22 protein-coding genes are annotated in these 22500 nt (G+C 42.2%); 9 read left to right on the top strand and 13 right to left on the bottom strand.

Annotation, left to right across the window (positions count from 1 at the left end):
• Nucleotides 1-25: 25 nt before the first annotated feature.
• The 3 genes from CQ839_RS18265 to CQ839_RS18255 all read right to left on the bottom strand — a co-directional run bounded on the left by CQ839_RS18265 (nucleotide 26) and on the right by CQ839_RS18255 (nucleotide 2337).
• Nucleotides 26-1258, bottom strand: a complete 1233-nt coding sequence (locus CQ839_RS18265; protein WP_103669722.1) for an RNA polymerase sigma factor — start codon at nucleotides 1256-1258, stop codon at nucleotides 26-28.
• A gap of 12 nt (nucleotides 1259-1270) precedes the next feature.
• Nucleotides 1271-1882: a glutathione S-transferase family protein gene (locus CQ839_RS18260; RefSeq protein ID WP_103669721.1), complete on the bottom strand. Its 612-nt coding sequence runs from the start codon at nucleotides 1880-1882 to the stop codon at nucleotides 1271-1273.
• Between the two features lie 122 nt (nucleotides 1883-2004).
• On the bottom strand, nucleotides 2005-2337 hold the full coding sequence (locus CQ839_RS18255; protein WP_103669720.1) for a YciI family protein: 333 nt from the start codon (nucleotides 2335-2337) through the stop codon (nucleotides 2005-2007).
• 15 nt (nucleotides 2338-2352) lie between these two features.
• On the opposite strand from CQ839_RS18255, the gene CQ839_RS25230 reads away from it, so the two are divergent.
• Nucleotides 2353-2523: a hypothetical protein gene (locus CQ839_RS25230; protein WP_181016247.1), complete on the top strand. Its 171-nt coding sequence runs from the start codon at nucleotides 2353-2355 to the stop codon at nucleotides 2521-2523.
• Nucleotides 2524-3007: 484 nt separating this feature from the next.
• A complete protein-coding gene (locus tag CQ839_RS18250; RefSeq protein WP_103669719.1) occupies nucleotides 3008-4093 on the top strand; it encodes an aliphatic amidase in 1086 nt (361 codons plus the stop codon).
• A gap of 202 nt (nucleotides 4094-4295) precedes the next feature.
• Here CQ839_RS18250 and CQ839_RS18245 read toward each other — a convergent pair whose 3' ends face one another.
• The 6 genes from CQ839_RS18245 to bfr (CQ839_RS18220) form a co-directional block, all read right to left on the bottom strand.
• On the bottom strand, nucleotides 4296-5285 hold the full coding sequence (locus tag CQ839_RS18245; protein WP_181016246.1) for a ComEC/Rec2 family competence protein: 990 nt from the start codon (nucleotides 5283-5285) through the stop codon (nucleotides 4296-4298).
• Nucleotides 5269-5982 carry a response regulator gene (locus tag CQ839_RS18240; protein ID WP_103669717.1) on the bottom strand — a complete coding sequence of 238 codons (714 nt, stop codon included), beginning with the start codon at nucleotides 5980-5982 and terminating at the stop codon, nucleotides 5269-5271. The genes CQ839_RS18245 and CQ839_RS18240 overlap by 17 nt, the downstream gene beginning before the upstream one ends.
• A gap of 11 nt (nucleotides 5983-5993) precedes the next feature.
• A complete protein-coding gene (locus tag CQ839_RS18235; RefSeq protein ID WP_103669716.1) occupies nucleotides 5994-8108 on the bottom strand; it encodes an ATP-binding protein in 2115 nt (704 codons plus the stop codon).
• A gap of 90 nt (nucleotides 8109-8198) precedes the next feature.
• A complete protein-coding gene (locus CQ839_RS18230; RefSeq protein WP_103669715.1) occupies nucleotides 8199-8675 on the bottom strand; it encodes a DUF1643 domain-containing protein in 477 nt (158 codons plus the stop codon).
• Between the two features lie 61 nt (nucleotides 8676-8736).
• Nucleotides 8737-9204, bottom strand: coding sequence for a bacterioferritin (gene bfr, locus CQ839_RS18225; protein ID WP_103669747.1), 468 nt, complete (start codon nucleotides 9202-9204; stop codon nucleotides 8737-8739).
• Between the two features lie 72 nt (nucleotides 9205-9276).
• Entirely contained in the window at nucleotides 9277-9741 is a 465-nt protein-coding gene (gene bfr / locus CQ839_RS18220) for a bacterioferritin (protein WP_103669714.1), read from the bottom strand.
• A 395-nt stretch (nucleotides 9742-10136) separates the two neighbouring features.
• On the opposite strand from bfr (CQ839_RS18220), the gene CQ839_RS26075 reads away from it, so the two are divergent.
• Nucleotides 10137-10310, top strand: a complete 174-nt coding sequence (locus tag CQ839_RS26075; protein ID WP_103669713.1) for a (2Fe-2S)-binding protein — start codon at nucleotides 10137-10139, stop codon at nucleotides 10308-10310.
• A 357-nt stretch (nucleotides 10311-10667) separates the two neighbouring features.
• Here CQ839_RS26075 and CQ839_RS25775 read toward each other — a convergent pair whose 3' ends face one another.
• Complete coding sequence (locus CQ839_RS25775) at nucleotides 10668-10793, bottom strand: hypothetical protein (protein ID WP_258040784.1); 126 nt, start codon at nucleotides 10791-10793, stop codon at nucleotides 10668-10670.
• Between the two features lie 96 nt (nucleotides 10794-10889).
• On the opposite strand from CQ839_RS25775, the gene CQ839_RS18210 reads away from it, so the two are divergent.
• The 3 genes from CQ839_RS18210 (at nucleotide 10890) to hisG (ending at nucleotide 14565) form a co-directional block, all read left to right on the top strand.
• On the top strand, nucleotides 10890-11936 hold the full coding sequence (locus CQ839_RS18210; protein WP_103669712.1) for a molybdopterin-dependent oxidoreductase: 1047 nt from the start codon (nucleotides 10890-10892) through the stop codon (nucleotides 11934-11936).
• A complete protein-coding gene (locus CQ839_RS18205) occupies nucleotides 11933-13498 on the top strand; it encodes an adenylate/guanylate cyclase domain-containing protein (RefSeq protein ID WP_219817811.1) in 1566 nt (521 codons plus the stop codon). The genes CQ839_RS18210 and CQ839_RS18205 overlap by 4 nt, the downstream gene beginning before the upstream one ends.
• Nucleotides 13499-13932: 434 nt before the next feature.
• Nucleotides 13933-14565, top strand: coding sequence for an ATP phosphoribosyltransferase (gene hisG, locus CQ839_RS18200; protein WP_103669711.1), 633 nt, complete (start codon nucleotides 13933-13935; stop codon nucleotides 14563-14565).
• A gap of 65 nt (nucleotides 14566-14630) precedes the next feature.
• Here hisG and CQ839_RS18195 read toward each other — a convergent pair whose 3' ends face one another.
• Nucleotides 14631-14969 (bottom strand): hypothetical protein, encoded by a 339-nt coding sequence (locus CQ839_RS18195; RefSeq protein WP_181016245.1) that lies wholly within the window; start codon nucleotides 14967-14969, stop codon nucleotides 14631-14633.
• A 31-nt stretch (nucleotides 14970-15000) separates the two neighbouring features.
• Here CQ839_RS18195 and CQ839_RS18190 point away from each other — a divergent pair, with 31 nt between their 5' ends.
• Both CQ839_RS18190 and CQ839_RS18185 read left to right on the top strand, forming a co-directional pair.
• On the top strand, nucleotides 15001-16299 hold the full coding sequence (locus tag CQ839_RS18190) for a tetratricopeptide repeat protein (RefSeq protein WP_103669709.1): 1299 nt from the start codon (nucleotides 15001-15003) through the stop codon (nucleotides 16297-16299).
• Nucleotides 16300-16427: 128 nt separating this feature from the next.
• Nucleotides 16428-19631 carry a hypothetical protein gene (locus tag CQ839_RS18185; RefSeq protein ID WP_103669708.1) on the top strand — a complete coding sequence of 1068 codons (3204 nt, stop codon included), beginning with the start codon at nucleotides 16428-16430 and terminating at the stop codon, nucleotides 19629-19631.
• Between the two features lie 160 nt (nucleotides 19632-19791).
• Here the strand turns inward: CQ839_RS18185 and CQ839_RS18180 are convergent, their stop codons facing one another.
• Both CQ839_RS18180 and CQ839_RS18175 read right to left on the bottom strand, forming a co-directional pair.
• Nucleotides 19792-20499 carry a class I SAM-dependent methyltransferase gene (locus CQ839_RS18180; protein ID WP_103669707.1) on the bottom strand — a complete coding sequence of 236 codons (708 nt, stop codon included), beginning with the start codon at nucleotides 20497-20499 and terminating at the stop codon, nucleotides 19792-19794.
• 78 nt (nucleotides 20500-20577) lie between these two features.
• Nucleotides 20578-21429 carry an AraC family transcriptional regulator gene (locus CQ839_RS18175; RefSeq protein WP_181016244.1) on the bottom strand — a complete coding sequence of 284 codons (852 nt, stop codon included), beginning with the start codon at nucleotides 21427-21429 and terminating at the stop codon, nucleotides 20578-20580.
• 184 nt (nucleotides 21430-21613) lie between these two features.
• Here CQ839_RS18175 and CQ839_RS18170 point away from each other — a divergent pair, with 184 nt between their 5' ends.
• Nucleotides 21614-22483, top strand: a complete 870-nt coding sequence (locus CQ839_RS18170; RefSeq protein ID WP_103669705.1) for an Rpn family recombination-promoting nuclease/putative transposase — start codon at nucleotides 21614-21616, stop codon at nucleotides 22481-22483.
• The last annotated feature ends 17 nt before the right edge of the window (nucleotides 22484-22500 follow it).

The following is a 22500-nucleotide window of genomic DNA, read 5'->3' as shown; positions in this document are numbered from 1 at the left end:
AACGGTGGCTGAGCGAAGTCGATGCCTACCCTTCTAATGGAAGAGACTGGTTGAGGAGAAACTCACGGATGGCGGCATCTTCGGTGAGACCGATCGCTCTAGCATAGGCTTGTTTTGCTGCTGAGGTAGCACCTAACTGCTGGAATAAATGAGCTTTTAGCGCCCAATAGGGTTGGTAATTTTTGATGGATTCTAGAGGAATTGCATCGAGTCGAATTAAACCCTGTTCTATTCCTTGCGCTTCCGCGATCGCTGCGGCATGACTGACTAAAGCACCCAAAGTCGGCGAAAGCTGAATCAATCCTTCGTAAAGTAATGCTAATGCTTGCCAATTGACTTTCTGTGTGATCGCCCGTTGAGCGTGAATCGATTGAATAGCCGCTTCCAGTTGAAATCTACCCAATTGCTTAAAGGTTGCTGCTTGTAATAATTCACTCTCTGCTTCAGCGATCGCGACCTGCGACCACAGACTTGTATCCTGTTGCAATAGAGGCACATAGGAACCATTAGCAGTGCGACGAGCCTCGCGGCGAGATTCGCAGTAGAGCATGAGCGCCAGTAATCCTCTTGCTTCTGGCTCTTTAGGCATCAACTGAACACAGAGACGTGCTAGCCAGATTGCTTCTTTTGCTAATCCCCGATGGCGTGGATCGCTGCCGTCTACAGTTTCCCAAGCGTTAGTATAGGCTGCATATATCGCTTCTAATACTGCGGCAAGTCGAATTGGTAAATCCTTCTCTTCTGGTAATTCAAAAGCAATCCCCGCATCACGAATTTTTGTTTTGGCTCTGACAAGACGCTGGCTCATTGTCGCTGGAGCAACCAAAAATGCTGAAGCAATCTGGGCGGCATTGAGACCGAGCACAGTTTGCAACATCAAGGGCGTATGAATTGTGGGATCGATCGCAGGGTGGGCGCAAATGAATAACAATTTCAAGCGATCGTCGGGAAAGGTGACTGATTCTAAAGATGGCTCAGTTGAAGATTCTAATCCGTTCAGTTTGAAAGTATTGAGAACTTTGTCGCGAACTTGCGATCGCCTTCCTGCATCAATCAGTCGATTTCTTGCTGTGACTAGTAGCCATGCTTCAGGATTTTTGGGAACGCCGCTTTCTGTCCAAGTTTTCAAGGCGGAGAGGAAAGCATCGCCGAGGGCATCTTCAGCGGCGACAACATCCCTAGTTTGGGCGGCTAAATAGGCAACTAGCCTACCATAGGAGTTGCGTGCAGCTAATTCTGCGGCTCGACGTGCTTCCATTTGCGGTTAACCTCACGGTGCAGTTTGTTGCCAAGCTGGTAATTGCTCAATCAGCGCATACCATTTCTGAATGTGAAGATAGTCTTCTAAAGGAAATCTCGCAGGTTTAGCATAGGTCAATTCACTAGCAACGGAGAAGTCAGCCAAAGTTAAGGTGTCATTGACGAGATATTCTCGATTTGCCAGATAATTATTTAAAATGCTAGCTTCTTTATGAAAGCGATCGGTTGTCTGTTGGACTATTTGTGGGTCTGGTTCTCCTAGTTGCAAGAGCGGCTTCACAAAGTTCTCAAACTGCAAAGGCTGACAGACCTGATGCCAATGAGCAAGTTGCCAACTCTGCCAGCGCATGATGTCTGCTCGAATTTTTGCAGATTCTGACCAGAGAGAATTGGGAACTTGACTAGCCAAGTATTGCATAATCGCCGTAGATTCCCAAAGGATAAAGTCACCATCTTGGAGAACTGGTGTACGCCCTGTGGGATTTAACTGTACGAATTCGGGGTTGTGTTGTTCGCCTTTCTGTAAGTCCACCAATCGTAAATCGATCGGAAGTTGAAGATGAATGGCTACGGCATGAACTTTGCGGGTGTTGGGGGAGGGAGGAAAGTAATAGAGCTTCATGGGATTTTTCTCCTATAGAAATTTCTGTTTTGCCTACGGCAAAATGAAAACTGAAAAACTTTACTGAGAGTGATGTTTGGCTTAACAAATGAGTACATACTCATTTGTTAACAGCGATATTTCTACATGGGTAACAGTGGACGGACTTCGACCGCACAATTACTGGCGGCTGGGCAACGGGCTGCCCAATCCATTGCAGTGTCGAGATCAGGAACATCAATTAAGAAAAAGCCGCCGATTTGCTCTTTGGTATCGGCATAGGGGCCATCTTGAACATTGCGTTGTCCGCTTTGAATGCGAATGGTTGTGGCTGTGTGGCTGGGATGAAGTGCTGCACCACCTGCGGCAACTCCTGCTTCGGCTAGAGCTTGGGAGTAGGCGCTATAGGCTGGCATATGTTTTTCGCGATCGCGGAGGTCTTGCTCAGTCTCATAGACTAAAATTGCGTATTTCATGGGAGGCTATCCTTTTTGGGTTTGATTAAAGCACAGATTTTTTATGCCTTATATCTCTATGACGAACGAGACTTGAGCATTTCGACAGGAACCAAAATTTATTTTGTGCGACTTGCAAAGTATGTAACTGAGGTATTGGCGATCGCGCATATAACCCAAGTTTCTACCTATTCGCTCAAAACATAATTTAAAGCAAAAAAATACTAGATATTTACATGACAATGGCAGTATTTAGGACTTAGCTAGACTATTTTCAACCTGTTTTGAGTTGGTTTTTGATAAGTAGCAACTTTGGTTATATAAGTCGCTGAGCATAATTAAAAACTGGAGTCAAAACCTTTGGCGCACTTGTAGTGTGTACCACAGGTTTTTGGATTTTATATTTAATTTCGCCTAGCTACTTAGTTAATAGGTTGCTAACGATACAATCTCCAATTTTTTGTGTTCTATAATACTTATTAATTCTTAATAACATCACTAAAGCCTCACAAATTAATGGCAAATATTGTTGTTAGTTTAGTTTTGTTAATTAGTTATGAATTTAAGTTGTATTGATTAATCATCAAACGTTTAGTAATCAAGTAAAGAAGCAAGAGTAATTACTATTTCTCAGTAAGTCTTTTGTAGCTAAACAAAATCTGAGTTTATTTATAATAAGTAGAGGATTTTTATGTCTTACCATGGCGATATTTCTTCGAGCGAAGATGCAGTTGGAGTTGCGGTAGTTAATTACAAAATGCCGCGCTTGCATACTAAGGAAGAAGTCATTGAGAACTGCAAAAAAATTGCCTCAATGATAGATGGCATGAAGGTTGGTTTACCTGGTATGGATCTGGTGATCTTTCCAGAATATTCCACCCACGGCATCATGTACGATCCGAAGGAGATGATGGAAACTGCCGCAACAGTTCCTGGTGAGGAAACTGCCATCTTTGCTCAAGCTTGCATCAAGAATAAAGTCTGGGGAGTATTTTCTTTAACAGGTGAAAAACATGAGGCACATCCAGAGAAAGTGCCTTATAACACCCTAATTTTAATGAACGATCGCGGTGAGATTGTTCAGAAATATCGCAAGATCATGCCTTGGACTCCGATAGAAGGTTGGTATCCTGGCGACTGTACCTACGTCTCAGATGGGCCGAAGGGCTTGAAGATCAGCCTGATTATTTGTGATGATGGTAACTATCCTGAAATCTGGCGTGATTGTGTCATGCGTGGTGCAGAGTTGGTTGTGCGCTGTCAGGGCTATATGTATCCCGCTAAGGAGCAGCAAATCATTGTTTCTAAGGCGATGGCATGGATGAATAACACCTATGTGGCGGTGGCGAATGCCGCTGGCTTTGATGGGGTTTATAGTTACTTTGGTCATTCTGCGATCGTTGGGTTTGATGGTCGCACCCTTGGCGAATGTGGCGAAGAAGAGAATGGTATTCAGTATGCGGCTTTATCTAAGTTTGCGATTCGAGACTTCCGTAAGAATGCCCAATCACAGAATCACATCTTCAAGCTGATGCATCGTGGCTATACTGGGATGCTCAATTCAGGTGATGGCGATCAAGGCAAGGCAGAATGTCCCTTTGAATTCTATCGAGATTGGGTTCTCGATCCGAAGAAGGCAAAAGAAAGTTCGGAGGCAATTACTCGTTCAACTGTTGGCACTCCAGAATGTCCGATTGTTGGTCTACCGAACCAGCAGGCTATCCCTTTTGTAGAAAAAGCCAAGCCCGAAAGTGTTCCAGTTTCAGTTAAGGGCTAGTCTCGACTAGATTACTTTTTCTCACTTCTTTTTGATTACAGCGTAAAGCACTGAAGTAAAAAACAAGGTTTCTATTGAAATTGCTACTTTGCAATGCTTTCAATAGAAACCTTGTTTTTTTATAGCTAGATGTAATTGCGATCGCCGATCTCAGTGATAGTTTTGAGGTGCTGAGACAAAAGTTGTAATGCAAAATCTTAAGTCAAGAACGCATACACAAAGCTGAAACTATATTTTCTTTGACAAATTGACGATGATCACTGTTTGGAGCGTAGGTTGTTTCAGTTTCACTTAAATTTATGACAACTGTTCCACCGCAGCAATGATTAATTTCTCTCCCTTTTGATGGAAGTGTGTTTAAGTGAGTAGGAGAAATTGCTATGGTTTCAGGAGAGCATGTTTTAGCAAGCTGAGTACACATAATATGTACATCAGGCAGTATATCAAGTACAGCTTCTATGATTTCTTTGCGAGGGTTATTATGCTTGTTTCTTCCATTAGAAAATAAAATTAGTATTGGTTGTACTTTCTCACATAAATGCTTAGTAAATTCTTGATTACCTTTTCCTCCCGAACTTGCATTGCCTCCGTGATGCGGAAAGATAAGAACATCGGCAGCAAAATCAGGATTATCATTGGTTAAGTTATTCAGTCCTATATCATCGATATCTCCCGCAAGAAGTGCTACGCCACGAGCTTTATAGACGAGTCTAATGACTGCTGATACAGAATTCGAGTTCAGCTTGTTTTTTTTCAAATCTAAACCACCTGCTTGTCCAACAAGATCCATACTTGGGGCAAGAATTTGAATATTTACTTGTCCAACATCGAGATTCCCATTCATCTCTGTATGAAGAAAATCTCGTTTTGTATTTTGCCGCTTTTTTGCATCAGCGATCGCAAGACGTAATTCTATCCATATATCTGTCCTTTTAGAGCCGTCAGGATTGAGGTAAATATGCTTTATTGTAATAGATTCATCTAGAAGTAGTTTAATGAAACCTTCGATATGATCTTCATCAGCATGGGAAATGATGATTCGATCAATTTGTGAGACTCCAAGCTGCCGTAGTGTATCAATCAATGTGTAACCGTGAGCGCAATCAATAACAACTGTTCCTTCAGTGTCTTGCAAAATAGCACAATTTCCATGTGCGACATCAAGAATAATTAATCTAGGCAAGTCCATCATTGTCATCTAATTCTGGTGCTGACTCAAATAGTGTGAAGTAGAGATCATCAGATTTTTCGGCTTCTGTGTTGACGCGAGCGATCAGCCAAGAATCATTATTTTTCTTTAAGTGTAATTTTACATTAGTAAGCAGATCTTCAGGAATCTGTGAGGCTGGAAAACGAACTGCATGGTGACGATTCCAACTTGGAACAAATACTTTTGCAAATTCTTCGCCAGAATCGATAGTAATATCAACAATATGAACAAGGGTGCGATGAGGTCTACGTGCAGACGACATAATACCTTGAAATTCTTGTTCGCAAGTCTCAAAACTTTTATTGATTTTATCAGCGACGATATCGATATCGTATAGTTCAATTAGGTCATGGCGCTCTAAAATGACAGGGATTTTATCTCTGTACTTACGAATAGAATCATTAATTTCGTGTTCATTATATTGAGTTATCAAAATAGATGGAAATTTGCTTGTATACAGAGATGGCATTAATTCTGAGCCTTTAAACGAGGCTAACCCGTGGGTAGATAGCTGATAATCGCAAATAACCGCTTGGGCATTTTCTTGTATATATTGAACCAAAGTATCAACTTCATCAAATGAGTTCTCAACTATAAAAGTTTCAAATCCAACTAATTCAAGAGTCTCAGCTAGTTGTCTCCTAGCTTTCTCTTCATCATCTACGATCGCGATTTTCATGACAAGTACTCCTACTTTAAAGGTAACTGAACGATAAACTCGGCTCCACCTAGTTGACCATTGGCAACGGCACTAATTTTTCCTCCTAAATCAATAACTGAGTCTTTTGCTATTTTCAATCCTAACCCAGTACCTGATCGTGTGGTGGTTTTGCCAGCCAGCCAGATTTCATCTATTGTGATTCCTTGAATACCCAACGCATTATCCATAACTCTTAGCCAAATAAAGTCTTCATTTGATTCAGTTCGGATTACAATCCTGCGATTTTGAATAGGTGCATCTTTTGCATTAAAAGCATTGATTGCATTAGTAATTAGATTAATTAAAATTGCCTCTACGAGAGCCGTACTTCCTCGCAAATTAAGTTCAGTATTTACTTTGTCTAACTCAATAGTAGTATTAGAACTTTCGAGGAAAGGATAGAATAAATTAATTACATCATTAATTACTTGATGTATCTCGATTTTACCCTGAGAGCGTTTTTCCTTCTTTAATAGATAAATTGGATATTTAGCAAAGCCTTGAACTGAACCAGCCAATTGTTGAATAGTTGTGAAAGTTTTCGCGAAATATTTGAGATAGATTTCGTTTTCTATATATTTCTGCATTTTTGCATTTAAAATACCAACTTGTCCTTTCAATGTATTAATTTCTCTACCTGACTCATGGGCAAAAATAGCAGCAGTAGTTCCTGCCGTCGCTAAACTTCGATATAGTTGTAGTTCAATATTTAAGACTTCTACCTGTCCTTCTCTAATTTTGTCATAATCTTCTACTGCTAATAATGTTTCTTCTCTAGGTTTTGGTTCTGGAATATAAGTCGTAATAATATCCTCAATATTTTTCTTTGCTTCAGCAATCTTCGGCTTTATTTCTCTTTTTACTTGTTCCTGTTTTACTTCTACTGTTTGCAAGCGAAAATCTGCAACCCATTCGAGTGTGTTCATTGCAAATTGTTGCAAGTTGAGAAATGTCTCATTCTCTAGAAATCCAAGCCGATCAGTTTTTTGTAACAACAGACTATTTGAGTCTTCGGCAATAATTCTACCAATGACAGTGCTATTTGAAGGACGGACTTGAGGATTGCGCGATCTCGAAAAATTGATTTTTAGCCAGTCATCTCCTTTATCTCCATAGGGAGCAACTCTCAATCCTCGATGGTAAAGATGCACACCACCAACTGCTTCTAACCAGTGTCGAATTTTGGGAAGATGATGACGATCAAGAGGAGAAAAACTTTGTGGGTTCAACTGGAAGATCCATAACTCGAAATTGGCAGGCACAGATTTTTGATAAGGGCTGTCAGTAGGCAACTTTTCTTCCTCTGATGATCGCTCAGTTATATCTATTTGTTTTCGATGCCTACTAACATTAGAATGTGATGCCGAAGCAACAAGAGAGCCTCTGCGGTCAAATAATTGGGCTGAAGCATATCCATTTTCATCAAGTGAAGCTTTAAGAAAGAATTCAGCATCATCAAAAAATTGTTCGTTGACTTGCTTTTCTATATCTGTAAACCCAGTACCAAGCAATCTAGGTCGAAATGATGTATTCGTCTCAAAAGGATCGGCTAATAGCAATAGACCTCTAGCAAGTCTATTAATCTCTAGTTTGCCAATTTTTACTTTCAGGTTCCTAATGATAGTTGTTGTCCCATGCCCTGATGTTGTTTGCTTTACAGTTGGAGATAGAGATACATCTTCAACAGAATCCACAGTATCAAAATCATTCCAGCAAACACTGACGGCGTATTCTGTATTTGGTTCACTTTTTGGACGTGTTGTAAGTTCTACATGGCTTCCATGACGCAACGCAGCTAGCCTTCCCAGACCTTTAGAGCCAACTCGCAAACGATTATTAACTGGTGTGCGATCGCTAGCTCCCTCTTTCTCCGATTTACCAATAACTAACCAGCCACTCTGAAGAGTTTCAAGATCCATCCCCATACCGTTATCGGAGATCACAATACTACCGCCGATCTCCTCGGTATTTAATAACTCGACCTCACACACTGTGGCATCTGCATCATAGGAGTTTTTGACTAGCTCCAAAATACCCTGATCAGGGTTAGGAATTAGTTCTTCTCCTAGTCTGCTAAGGATACTTGGAGAAAATTTGAAATGCATATGAACTTACTGCAATACATATTTGATCCTAAGTCTTAGTATAAATGAAATTTTGCGTTATTGCGTATGGAGTGAATTTCGTTTTGCAAATCATCTATAAACGCTCAATTGTTTATTCCACAAGACATATAGCGGATGACGCGGATAACCTGCTTTTGTGATTCCCAAACAGTGAGGTTGAATATTGTGTTTAGATAGCAACTCCAAAACAAGGCGATCGCGCAGCATTAATTTACCGTTATTTCCCCAAGCAACAACAACACGATCAGCTAACTTAACCGCCTTTTTTAAATAGCGATCATTCTGGTTTCCAATAGGATCTTCGACCTGTTTCAGTTCTAGTGGACTTGCCGATCTAAAAGCAAATAAGTTGACTACAATTAGCGAACCATAGTCCCAAGACTTCGCAAAACTAGTACATCGCCGCAGTGTTGGGTCATCAATACTTGCATCCGCCTTACTCGGATTAAGCATGATAAAAACAATTTTTGACTTGTCTATATCCCATTCTCGCCATAGCGAATAACGGTAGAGTCCCGTTTTATCGATGACCGCACCTTTTTTCATCAATCTTCTTACCTGAAAGCTAAGAAGAAGGGCAACACTTAGTGCTGCCCTTCTTTCAATCTTACGCTTGTGATTGCAAGTAATTTTGTAAACCGAGTTGCTCGATTAACTTGAGTTGCTTTTCTAGCCAGTAGGCATGATCCTCTTCAGTATCTGTGAGAATGCCTAGCAAAATCTTACGGCTTTGATAGTCCTGCTCAGTCTCACAGATAGCGATCGCTTCTTTTAGATCGCTGACCACCTTATATTCATAGTCCAAATCGCACTTCAACATCTCAGGCACAGTTTTCCCGATATTGATTCCATCTTGTTGTGATAGATCGGGTGTACCCTCCAGAAAGAGAATTCTCTCAATCAATAAAGCTGCATGTTGGGTCTCATCCTGCATTTCATGATTGATTCGTTCATACAGCTTATTCAAACCCCAGTCCAAATACATCCGTGAGTGAGTAAAGTACTGATCTCTTGCTGCCAATTCCCCACGCAACAATTTCGATAATTGTTGTAGAACTTTCTCACTGCCTTTCATGATTTTCCTCAATTGATTTCTAAAGTATATATTTTTATAATTGATCGCACGCTGCATCAATTCGCCAAACTGCTAGATCATCGACTGTAAGAAATTAGGCAAGCCCGCATTCTCAATCAACCAAATTTGTGACTCCAGCCAATCGATTTGTTCCTCGGTCTCTTCCACCAATTTGGCGAACAGATCACGGCTGACAAAATCCTGTTGAGTCTCGCAGATTACCACAGCAGCTTTCAATCCATCACGAATCTCTGTACAGATGGTTAGATCATTTTGCAATAATTCAGGTACATCTTCACCGATTAGGAGCTTCCCCAATTGTTGTAAATTGGGAAGTCCTTCCAAAAAAAGTACTCGTTCGATCAGATAATCTGCTTGCTTCATCGCTTTGATCGAATACTTATATTCGCGATCGTTAAGCTGCTTCAATCCCCAGTTTTTGCACATCCGTGCATGGAGGAAAAATTGGTTAATTGCTGTCAGTTGTGCCTTGAGAGCCTCGTTTAACTGACTCTTTACATCTAAGTTTCCTTGCATCGTTGACCACCCTAAATATCTAGTGACATGAGATTACTTATAGCATTTCCCATGGTAATTCTCATCATGGAAATTGTTCATATTAAAATCAATTCTCAAAATGATAGAGAATTCTCAAACCTTACCGAGCTTAATTTCTAATTGTTGAAAGTGTAGTCGCACTTTTGACAATTAGAAATTAAGGGTAATTAATATAGAACTCCAAAATCTACACCGTTCTCTGTGCAGACGGAATAGGTTTTAAATCTAAGTTTTACTTACACATTGGCACTTAAGGGGTAAGTAAATTTTCATGTTTTTGAAGCCTGCAATATTATCCTTGACTAATTTGGCATCATCAACAATAATGAGAATTACTTGCAATAAAATTAATTTCTAAGAGAGGCTAAAGGCAAATGTACGTTTGTATCTGTCATGCCATAACCGAAAAGGATATACAGCAGGCGGTTGTTAAGGGCGCTAGTTCGATGGCGAGACTATCGGAATTAACTATGTTGGGTACTCAATGTGGTCATTGCACCAAACACGCCGATCAAGTCTTGAACCAATGTGCCAATAAGCCTGCATAAACCAAAAAACGCTGACATTCTAGTTATCCAGCAAGCGATACTTTCAGTAAGCTGTGCCTAGTTGAATTTTTTGACACAATTTACCACTCTATCAAGCCCAGCAAGGCTTTTGGGTTTTGATTTTACCGTTAGCAAAATCAAAACCGCTATATGAGGCTGTTGGTTGATGGCGATCGCTATTAACCCTGAAATACTGTTGATGCACTTCTCAAATATAAGTATCAACCTGAAAAGTCTTCTGCCAGAGCTGCAACAGTTTCTTACAGCTGTTTTCGATCCAAGGAATCACAATAAATTTTTTGAAAGTGTCACTAAGTAACACTTTCAAAGTATTGGCTCGGGCTTAAGCGTCCAGCGTTATAAACGCCAAGGAAGAGAGGCGGCACTTAGCGCCGCCTCTCTTCCTTGGCGTTTTGATTTATTAGGCATTATGGCAGCTATGCCATCACGATATATAGCAGTAAGATTTTCCCAGTTCTTCATGGAACCGATTAACCTCCTGTCAGTCAACATAGGCATATTGCAAAAATAAACGGTAAATCGGTTTAGGTTTTGATGTTCTAGATTTACATAAATTTTATGGCTCGATTAAAAAATATCAGAAGCATCAAACATTTAATAACCATTAGTATCAGCCTGCTGCTAATCTTTATTGGTTTAACGGGATGTCAATCTCAAGCTTCCAACGACCAATTAGATCAGTGGCATAAAGAAGCGATCGCTGAAAATGACCGACTTACAGCAATTTACAGCTCAAATATAGCAAACAACTGGATACTCAGAGTTCAAGGTCAAGTCCAGAAACCGATGACACTCAATTGGTCAGAAATCGAAAAGCTCTCTACTACAACATTTACTAGTATAAATCCTCATGCGGGAACAGCTAAAATCCCCCATGAATTTCGAGGTATTTTAGTCAAAAAGCTACTAGAAGATTCGATAGTGGAACCTGACGTGGAAGATGTGACAATCGTTGCCGCCGATTCTTACTATGCCACCATTTCTCTTAAAGACTTGTATCGCAATCAGGGATTGTTAACGATCGCAGAGTATGGCAAACCAATTCGTCGCAACGATGGAGGTCCAATTCACATGGGGTACTATAGACCTGCTCAACTTGATCTAAGTGAAACCAACAAACAACGTTGGGTTCACTATGTTACACACCTGATTGTAGGAACAGAACCTTTGCGTTTAAAAGTTGGGAAGAACATACTAGAACGAGCGGACTTAGAGAAACTATCAAAACACAAAACCACTGTGTTAGTCGGTTACAAAATTGGCTGGCAGTCAGAGACTGTAGAGCTTGTTGGCATCAAAATCCGAGATATTCTTCGAGATCAGAATATGAACATCCCACCAACATCTATCCTTAAAGTTCGTCGCAAATCAATGGATGACCTTGATCCACAAAAATCGGTAAAAATCCCTGCAAAATTAATTGATGAATGTGACGTGATGTTGGCTTATCAATGGGGAGCAGGTTCTCAAAATATTCCCGCAAGTAAGGGGGGACCACTTACTCTAGCCTATGGCAATAACTGCCCCAGTGAAGCTATTAAGAATTTAGCTTGGCTGCCATTTGTCGAATCTATATCAGTCGAACCTGCGGAAATAAAGCCATGAAACGGAATGCTTTCAAACCTAAATCTGCGAAACTAAACCCTCAAGGGACAAAGCATTCAAGACAGAAAAATTTATTTGTATTTCGTTCAATTCAAACAAGAATTGTTATGGCGATTACATTCTTGATAATCCTAGTTGTCACCGCCATAGTCTGGTTATGGGCAACCAATGAAATGGAATTTTATCGTACTCAAAAGATTCAACAGGTGCAATCTTTTGCCGCAGCCTTTGGACAAACTCTACAGCTAGAATTGGGAGACAGAAACTGGGCGAATATGCGGGCAAAGATGGATCTGATCATGCAAAGCAATGAAGATTTTGTGTACGTGATGGTGGATGATCGCCGAGAAAATCATCAAATTGTATCTGCTGCTCCTAATGATATTGCAGGACAGTACATGACTGATTTAGTGCCAGTTGCGGTGAGCCAAAATGCTATTCGCTTTGGAGAAAAAGATTTCAAAACTAGCCTCAAAGCGAGAATTACAGAAACTTATCTGCTGCGTAATATCGAATTTCCGCAAGGTATATTACGAGCAAAAAAAGGAGAGCGAATCATTGAAGCAGCGATTGATATTCCTGATAGCTACGTACCTGAAAAGGCTAATGGAACATTTCGGGTAGGGATTACCCTGCGGCGGGTGGATGGACAGATTGTGAATGCGGTGACTAAGACATTGGCAGTTGGTGCGATCGCTTTATTATTGGGCATTATCGCGGCATATTATTTAGCTTGGGTATTGAGCCAGCCGATCTTACGTCTGCGCGAAAGTGCTGCACGACTTGCTGCTGGGGAGTTGGATCACCGAGTGAAGATTTATAGCCAAGATGAGCTTGGCGAGTTAGGTCATTCATTTAACGATATGTCTGATTCATTGCAAGCTTCCTTTGATCAACTTAAAAAAACGTTGGATTCCTTTGAGAGATTTGTTCCTGAAAAATTTCTACAGGTGATTGCACCAAGGGGTATCGAGAATATTGAGGTTGGTGAGTTTGCTAAACGCAATATGACAATTCTATTCTCAGATATTCGGGGTTATACTGCACTTTCAGAATCTCAAACACCTGAAGAAACATTCAAGTTTCTCAATGAATATATCTCCTATGTTGTCGCAGCAATTGATGAACATGGTGGTTTTATTGACAAATATATCGGTGATGCAGTTATGGCGCTCTTTGATGATGAGCATACTGATAGAGCTTTAAAAGCAGCGATCGCTATGCAGTCAGAGATCGCGAAGTTTAACCAAAAGCGATCGCAAACGGGCTTAATGCCAATTGCCAGTGGCATTGGTATTCATCGAGGAGTGGTAGTTATGGGAACCGTTGGCTCGACGTTTCGTATTGACTCGACCGTAATTGGGGATGCTGTAAATGTATCGTCTCGCATTGAGAGCTTGACTAAAAACTACAACTGCGAAGTCTTGATTAGCGACTCGGTAGTATGTGCTTTAACTCATCCAGAGGATTTTCGATTGGAAATAGTTGAGGAGTCTGTAAAAGTCAAAGGTAAAGAAGCTGCTATTAAGCTATATCGATTGCATTTGAATAATGAGCACTAGAGACGGCAGACAATGGCTAGTTGAGAAGTATCGCATTAGCAATCTGATTGCCTACAGACTCTCCAAATTTTCAGCAAAGCCAAAAAATCCAACAACTGAAGACAATTTCAGCATTATACCAAAACACAAAATGGCGTAGCCACTTTGTGTTTTTAAAATCAGCAATTCTCATTATGAAACCGATTTTGGTGTTTCCAGCGCCGAAGGCGCTGGAAACACCAAAATCGGTTATTTGAAAGCCCGCCAACGGCGGGCTTTCAAATAACCGATTTTTATAATGAGAACTGCTGTTTTAAAACCCTTACTGGGTTTGGTTTTTAATTCACGAAAGTGTTGCCACACTTTTGTGAATTGGTATTATTGGTCAGCATTTTTTGCGATCGGCAATGGGCTGTAGAATGGACTATGACAAACGCTCAAGCAAACCCCATTCCATGTTCACCTTCGCACTGCCCAAAGGCTCACTGTTAAAAGACTCGATCCGCTTACTCCAAGGAGTTGGGCTCGACTTTAGCGCATTCCTCGATGCATCGAACCGCCAACTCCAAATCACCGATCCCACAGGAGCCGCCAAAGCACTGCTAGTAAGAGCGCAAGATGTGCCTGTATATGTGGAATATGGACAGGCTCAGGCTGGCATCGTAGGTGAAGATGTATTGCGTGAAAAAACTCCTAAAGTGGCAAGGTTGCTTGACTTGGGATTTGGTGGCTGTCGGATGTCGATCGCTGTTTCAGGAGAGAGCCGCTATCGCTCGCCACTAGACTTGCCGCCCCATAGCCGTGTCGCCTCAAAATATGTCGGTTGCGCCCAAGCCTACTTTGACAGCATTGATTTACCTGTTGAGATTATTCCCCTCTATGGTTCAGTTGAGCTTGGCCCAATTACAGGCATGGCAGAAGCGATCGTGGACTTAGTTTCTACGGGAAAGACACTCAAAGATAATGGACTCATTGAAATTGAAGTTTTATATCAAAGCACAGCCCGATTAATCGGACATCCGCTTAGTTATCGCTTACATAGCGATCGCTTCAGTGAGTTAATGCAACAAATGCAAGTTACTGTTTAACGAAAAAAGAAGCGCAAAGCGCTTCTTTTTTTACATGAATTTCATTGCAGCGCTTTGCGCTATAGCTAATCAGTTAGTTTTTCCCATGCCGATTGCGCTGCTTTTTGAAAACGGTTCAGGGTTTTCGAGACTTTTTTCTCTAGTTTTTTCTCGACATTTTCTAAAGCCTCGTTAACCGACTCAACTGCCCAGCTATCAAATTCTTCAAGGCGATCGCGCACTGACCCAACCTGCTTATCAACATTTTTATGGGCTTTTCTTAAATTCTTTTCGTACTGCTGTTGAGCTACGTCCGCAACTGTATGTAGCGTTTTTTCGATCTGATGCTTGATATCTTTTGACTTTTTGGACATCGCGATAACTCCTGAGTAATGCACTGCAAAAGTATGAGTTTCATTTATCATAATCGCTATAGCTGGGATAGCAAGTAGAGCCATGATACAAGATTTTAATGAAGATTTCTATCAGCAGGGGTTAGTTAAGGCGAAGGCTGGCGATCGCTATGGTGCTGTGCAAGCCTTTAGCTGTGCGATCGCAGCTAATGCTCAATTTGCTGAAGCATATTATCAGCGAGGTTTAGTCCTATTTGATTTGAGCGATCGCCAAGGAGCGATCGCTGACTATGACCAAGCTCTTAGCCTGAAACCTGATGCGATCGATGTGTATATTGCTCGAAGCATTACTCGCATTGCTAGTAACGATATCGCGACGGCTCAAGCTGACATTGCTCAAGCGCTAGTAATTAATCCCAAATCCGCGATCGCACATCAATTATTGGGCTTGACCTATAAACAACAAAATCAAATCGAAAAGGCGATCGCTACCTATAAGAAAGCAGCAAGTCTATTCTTAGAACTACGGGATGAAGATAATTGTCGCCGTTGCATCGAGAGCTATAAACCTCTAGAGGCAATGTTGCCACCATCTACCACCGATATTTTTGCCAATGTGCAGCAAAGGATCGATAAGGGCGACTATACAAATGCCTTGATCGATCTCAATTGGATACTGCAAATCGATCCTAAAAATGTTAAAGCTTTCTGTCTGCGAGGCTTGACCCTCGGTAAGCTCGGCGATCCTGAAGCCGCGATCAAAGACCTCAACCAAGCAACTTTCCTCGAACCGCAAAATCTTGAAGTGCGAATCAGTCGTGGCAGAATCCGTCTCGAAATTGGTGATGCTCAAGGAGCAATCAGCGATTTTAATGAATTACTGCGTGAATATCCCAGCATGTCGGAAATCTATAGCGATCGCGCTAAAGCTCATCTAAAACTTCAGGACTATCGCACTGCGATCGAAGATTTTTCGCGATCGCTTTCTCTCAATAACAATAGTCCCCAACTATATTGCGATCGCGCTGAGGTAAGGTATGACTTTGGCGATCTAAAAGGTGCGATCGATGATTACCAACTAGCAGCGAATATTTGGTTTAATCAGTCGAACATGGATCGGTATCGCTATGCATTAGATCGGGTTAATCTCTGGCGATCGGAACTCGAAAAACAAACTAAAGAGGGTAAGCGTCAGCAGCCAAATGCTGCGGCAAATGTGGATTTGATGCAAATGCCGAGTCTGGAATTACAGCAGCGTTTGCTAAGTTTGGTCGGCGGCAATATGGCGATCGCTCAGCGCCTAATCGACATTGCGAAACAAGATCATCCGAATATGCCCGAAGTTTGGTACTGGCAGAAAGTTATCTTTGATCTTGAAAGCGATCAAAGACCTAGAAATTAAGCCTGTTTTCTATTAACCAGTGAAATGTGAAGTTGCTTCTATACCTTACTTTTGTTTCCCGACAGACCTAATATATATTTGGTGGCTAAGATTGTCATCAGCATTAACTTAATTAGTTTGAGCTTGCCATGCAAATAATTAAACGAACGACGCTGCTTTATCAGGCTGGCAGCTCAGCTAAAGTCTACGAAATCGATCTTTGTCAGGTTGGCGATAATCGCTATGTGGTCAACTCGCGGTATGGGAAACAAGGGGCTGTCCTCAAAGAGAATTCCGAGACAGTTACAGCAGTATCCCTAGAGCAAGCGCAGAAATTGCGCGATCGCTTAGTCAATGCAAAAGTAAACAAAGGCTATCGTGATGCTACTGGGGAAGCTGAGACAACTTCTACACCGATCGCAAGTCCTCCACTGCCACCGATAGAAATTCCCATTGATAGCGATGCCAGAAGTCAAGCGATTCTCAATCGATTGGTGGCAATCTTAAATGTGGGTGTGCCGACGGTCGTTGCTACTCGGCAAGTATCTGGTCGAGCTTCTGGCAGAAGATCCAGCAGAGTATCTAGACGAGGTAGTACAACTAGCACAGCCGAAGAGAATCGCCAGCATCCCTTAGATCGATTGATTTGGCGGGTGGGAGAACTAAAGATAGTAGCAGCAGCACCTCTTTTGTTGCGAATGCTCAATACTTCTCGCAATCCCATCAGGAACTATGCGATCGCTTGGTCATTAGGATGGTGTGGAGATCGCAGTGTCATTCCCGCATTAGAAGGGCTGTATCAAAATAGTGCTACGCCAGACGCAGTAAAGCGCATTGCCTTTGAAGCTGTTTTTAAACTGGCTGATAGTGCTAAACAAGCGGAGATGCGATCGCAATTAATCGCGCAATTACCGATCGCACTGCAAGATCCAGTTCGCCATGGTACTGCTGAGCAATTTGCGGAAGCTTTTCAGACTCTTCTCAATAGCGACGACCGCTACCGTTTTATGGCGATCGAATTGCTCTATCAAATCGATAGTGAGAAGATTCGCCCTGTGATTTTAGAGGTTTTAAGAACGGTTCCCCTAGAATATAACTACTTCCAAAGAGTGCGCCATATCTTTAAAATTGCCGAATATCGTCAAGATGCGGAAGCATTCGCAATTCTTGCGAAGCGCTTCGATCAAGATAAAAAAACGGAATGTGAAGAGATTGAGAATAATCAGGTTTATTCCCAAAAAACGCGCAGTTACTTAAGGCGGCGAGTATGGCGATCGCTGCGTAAACTTGGTGAATTAAACGATCCAGCCTACATTAACTTAGCCGTAAGTATTCTCTTGCAGCACGCTGATGTTGATGCCGAGGAAGTGCGGCAATCCGTTTACTATAAATATGATCGCAATTGGCGACGGTATGAATCAGCCAGAATTGAATGGGATATCTATGCTAAATATCTCACCTTCAATCATATTCTCTACGAGCATAGCCCCCGTTATGTTCTGAAGCCCAACTCCAAAGCATGGCGATGCGTTCCACCCTACAAGCCTGAAAGTCCTGAGCCAAAAGTTAGAGAAGAAGCATTCCCTCAACTATGGGAACAGCATCCCACTGCGCTATTACAACTTCTATTAGAAAGTGAAGCTCGCCCCGTACATCATTTTGCCGTTAAAGCGATGCGGTCATGTCAAAGTTTTTGTACAGAGATACCTCTAGAGAATCTGATTAAAATTTTAGACCGTCCCTACGAAGTCACCGCGCAATTGGGATTTGAGCTGGCAGGGTCACGTTATCAATCTGATCGACCTGATGGCAATCTGATTTTAGCGGTGGCTAATTGTGCTTTTGCGCCTGCAAGAACCGAGGCTTATCGATGGATTAACGAACAACGCGATCGCTTTTTAACCGAAGATAGTCACTTAATTGCGGGGTTAATATTGAGCAAACAGGCGGAGACGAGGACTTTTGCGCGGCAGTTACTCGGTGCGGCTATTTTGAGTGATGTCACAGCGCGATCGCTAATTGGACAGATTATTGCCCTGATGCTGACTCTGCAACCCGATCAAGCAGAACAAGCTAAACAAGGAGCAGAAACTCTATTACTTAGCTTCAGTATGCAATTGCGATCGCTAGGCTTAGAAATCATTCTCGATCTCCTGCGTCATCCTCTGCCAGAGTTACAAACCTTGGGAGCGCAGATTCTGGTGAACCATGAAATAAATGTCATGGACTTACCATCAGGCTTAATGGAAGCTCTATTAGAATCCCCCTATGATCATGTTAGGGTTTTGGGCGTGCGGCTGTTTGGGCAATTACCCGATCGCGTTTTGTTAGAACGCACGACCCTAATCTTGGCGATCGCGACCCATGCGATCGCGGATATGCGCGAAGCAATTCGTCCGATCATTCATCGATTGGCTAATGACAATCATGACTTCAGCTCAACTCTTGCAGGGCAACTACTCCAAGTCTTGCTTGCACCTGAAGCGAACGAAGGGGTGCATAAATTTCTCAGTCAGTTGCTCCAACACGATTTGCCTGAATGGATGTCTGCGGCTACCCAAGAGTTAACGCAGCAACTTCTCCAAACCAAATCTACTGCCGCTCAAGAAGTGGCGGGATCTATCCTCTCCGTCAATAGATCGGTTTGGGCGAGTAGCTTTACAATCGCAGAGATTGCTCAGTTTAGCAACCATGAAGTGTTAACAGTTCGCATTGCCTCCTATGCCATGGGCGAACAGATACTCCCCCGTCTGCATCGTCAACCAGAGGAATTACTCGCAGCATTACCATTTCTCGAATCCCACTGGGATGATGCAAGGCTATTTGGATTTCGCCTCTTTGGAGAATTACTCCAACCTGAAGACTTCACGCCTGTGGTGATTATCAGCATCTGCGATAGCATTCGCGCTGATGTGCGCAAGTTTGGACGCGATTTAGTCAGTCGCTGTTTTCAAGAAACCGATGGACAGGAATATCTAGTTAAATTTAGCGAACATCCTTCTACGGATATGCAGCTATTTGCCACCAACTATCTAGAAAACTACGCCACAAATAATCCCAGTCGTTTGCAGGAGCTAATTCCCTATTTCACAAGAGTCTTAGCCCAAGTAAATCGCGGTCGTGTCACCAAGCAACGTGTATTTGCCTTTCTCAATCAAGAAGCAATTAAAAGCGAAGCTGCTGCGCATATCGTCGCCCAAATCTTCACCCGACAATCTGCTGCGATCGCGATCGGTGATAAAGCCAAAGCCCTAGAATCTCTCTTAAAAATCCATCTCACCTATCCTCAAATTCCACTTCCCATCAAAGTATCTACTATCCCGACAAAATCACTACCACAATTAAGCAGTTAAGCATAATTAAAAACCAAAACCAGAGAGCGTACCGCCCGCGTAGCGGGCGGTACGCTCTTCTAGGTTTTAAGTTTACTTATGCTTAGCTACTTAGTGTAAACAAACATAGGATGCGTTACATTGCACTAACCCATCCTACAAATAATTCATTAATGAGACTTTAATCGACCAATCTTCGTCTTGTATACCAAGCGTGCATCAGTAAATTCTGAAAGCACAATACAGGGGCATCAAAGCCCCCCGCTGCAATAATTGAGGCGACTGCTGCGGGTGGTAGTACGGCGACAACAGTACTATAGGCTTGACGCATCTTTTCGATTTCCTCTGCTGGTGCTTCAGCAGATTTCCTCATTTGGAACCAAATCTCTAGAATGTCTGGATAATCTAAGGAAGAGAGATCGTAAGCGAGATCGCCATTAATCAAATACCCCTGTGGGCAAAGTCGTAAAGCTATTTGATGAAACAAGTTGGTTCTCTCCTCTGGCTGCATGATGAAGTGAGAAACCCACAAGCAAGTCGCCGCATCAAATGAGTCTGTTGCGGGTAGTGAATCGAGATAATCTTCGTGAAAAGTACAGCGTGATGTGAAACCGTTTTCTTCAACCCGCTGGCGGCAGATATCCAACATCGGAGCGGAAGGTTCTACTGCGGTAAATTGCCATTGTGGGAATGCTTGGGCGAGATCTAGCAATTCCGAGCCAGTACCGATACCGACGCAGAGGATTCGAGCATTGACAGGAAGATCGGACAGGATCGTGCGAATGATCAAAAAGAGTGAGTCACTGATTGGAGCGAATTTAGCATTACTTTTGTCATATCGAGCAGCCATTTCTTTGTCGAATACAATAGCTGTTTTTTGCTCGCTCATAATTAAAGCCTAATGATTGATGTGCTTTCACCATATCAACTAGATTAACGATGGGCTACAAATTTCTTGCCGAGGTTATCAAAAACTTGCCCCGATTTCTTTTCGATACAGGTTCGGAGTGATGGTCGTAAATCGACGAAATGTCGCGGTAAAGTGGCTCTGACTGGCAAATCCAAGCTGATAACTAATGTCGCTAATGGATAATTGGGTGTTAGTTAAAAGTTGTTGAGCGCGATCGATCCTCTGGGAGAGCAAATACTGATGTGGAGGCATCCCTGTAGACTGTTTGAAGGCGCGTGCAAAGCGATATTGACTCATTTTGACCACATCTGCCAATTCGCTCAATTTGATGTCTTCTGTGAAGCGATCGTGAATATGATCGATCGCCTGTTGCAGTTGTTTAGGTGTGAGTTTGGTGGCGATATCTTCAACCACAACCAGATTTGATGAGTAGTTTCTGACGAGGTGATTTGCCAATACCTGAATCACCGATTCAACGTACAACCTTCTGGGTGGTTGTTGGTGAAACTCCCGCCGCAAATCGATACCAAGCTGTTTAATCAAAGGATCTCTTGCTGCCCACTGCTCGACAATTTCCACATTTTTACCGACTAATTCATCGGCGATGCGATCGACAAATTCAGGTTTGAAATCAATGACGATCGACTCATATTTACGCTCTAATCTAACTTTGTGGGGCAAGTTTGCAGGTAAAATACAGACGTGTCCCGATCTCACTTGCTGTTGTTTCTGTTGCCCCGATCGAGTTTGCCACATTGCTTCAAATGCAGCTCCCTCAAACGGAATCGCAATTTTTATGTGCGGATCGATATGTTCGATGGAATGAGTTCGATCGCTGGAGCAAAGCGGATGCTGCGCCAACGAATTATAGAAAACATCACAGCCGACATCTAAGTTAATAGTATGCATAGATATTAGTTTGGAAGTATTTATTTCAGGAATTTGGGAAAGAAGGTGATCTAAGTAAATCGCGGTCTCGTCACCAAGCAACGGGTGTTTGCTTTTCTCAATCAAGAAGCAATTAAAAGCGAAGCCGCCGCTAGCATCGTCGCCCAAATTTTCACCAGACAATCTCATGCTAAACTAAACCGTTATGAAGACGGATACGTTATTCTATCAATTATTTCAATCCTTCCACACCCTACTATTCGAGCTAATCGATCGCCCGATCGCAGAAGCCGAAGGATACAAATTCAGCTCAGCCGAGATCAAAGAAAAAGCATTTCGGTTTGACGGTATCTTCATGCCCGAAACCAAAGACAAACCAATATTTCTAGTAGAAGTCCAATTTCAACCCAAAGAAGACTTCTACTCCGAATTACTAGCCGAAATCTTCCTATATCTCAACCAATATCGCCACATCCAAGACTGGCAAGCCATAGCCATCTTCGCGAAACACAATAGCGAACCAACACCCGACAAATTCTGCCAAGAACTAATTGTCTCAGGAAGGATCACCCGCATATATTTAGAAGACCTGCGGGAAGAAACGAACTCCCTTGGCATAGCCATCATTCAGCTAATCTTAGCCACAGAAAAAAAAGCACCAACCATGGCAAGAAACCTAGCCAAAAAAGTTGAGCAAGAAACAAACACTGAACTGAGAGATAACGTAGTAGAATTCATAGAGGCAGTGTTGGTATACAAATTCCCAAAACTAAGTCGTCAAGAGGTTGAATCGATGTTTACACATAGCGATCTAAAGAAAACCCGCGTCTACCAAGAGGCTATGCTGGAAGGTAAACAAGAGGGCTTGCAAATTGGTAAACAAGAGGGCTTACAAAGGCAGGCTGCGATGTTGGTACGAATGCTAACCCGCAAATTTGGTAAAATATCTCCAAGCATAAAATCTAAGATTGCTAAACTATCTGTCGCGCAGCTAGAAAATTTAGCCGAAGTAATCTTTGACTTACAAACATCTGCTGATTTAAGTGCTTGGCTAAAAGAACATTTGGCGCGTTGAACAAGAGCAACGAAAGG

This window comes from Pseudanabaena sp. BC1403 (assembly GCF_002914585.1).
Taxonomy (GTDB): Bacteria; Cyanobacteriota; Cyanobacteriia; order Pseudanabaenales; family Pseudanabaenaceae; genus Pseudanabaena.
The sequence above is the reverse complement of the archived record's forward strand: the minus strand, read 5'-3'. Positions and strand labels throughout refer to the sequence as shown.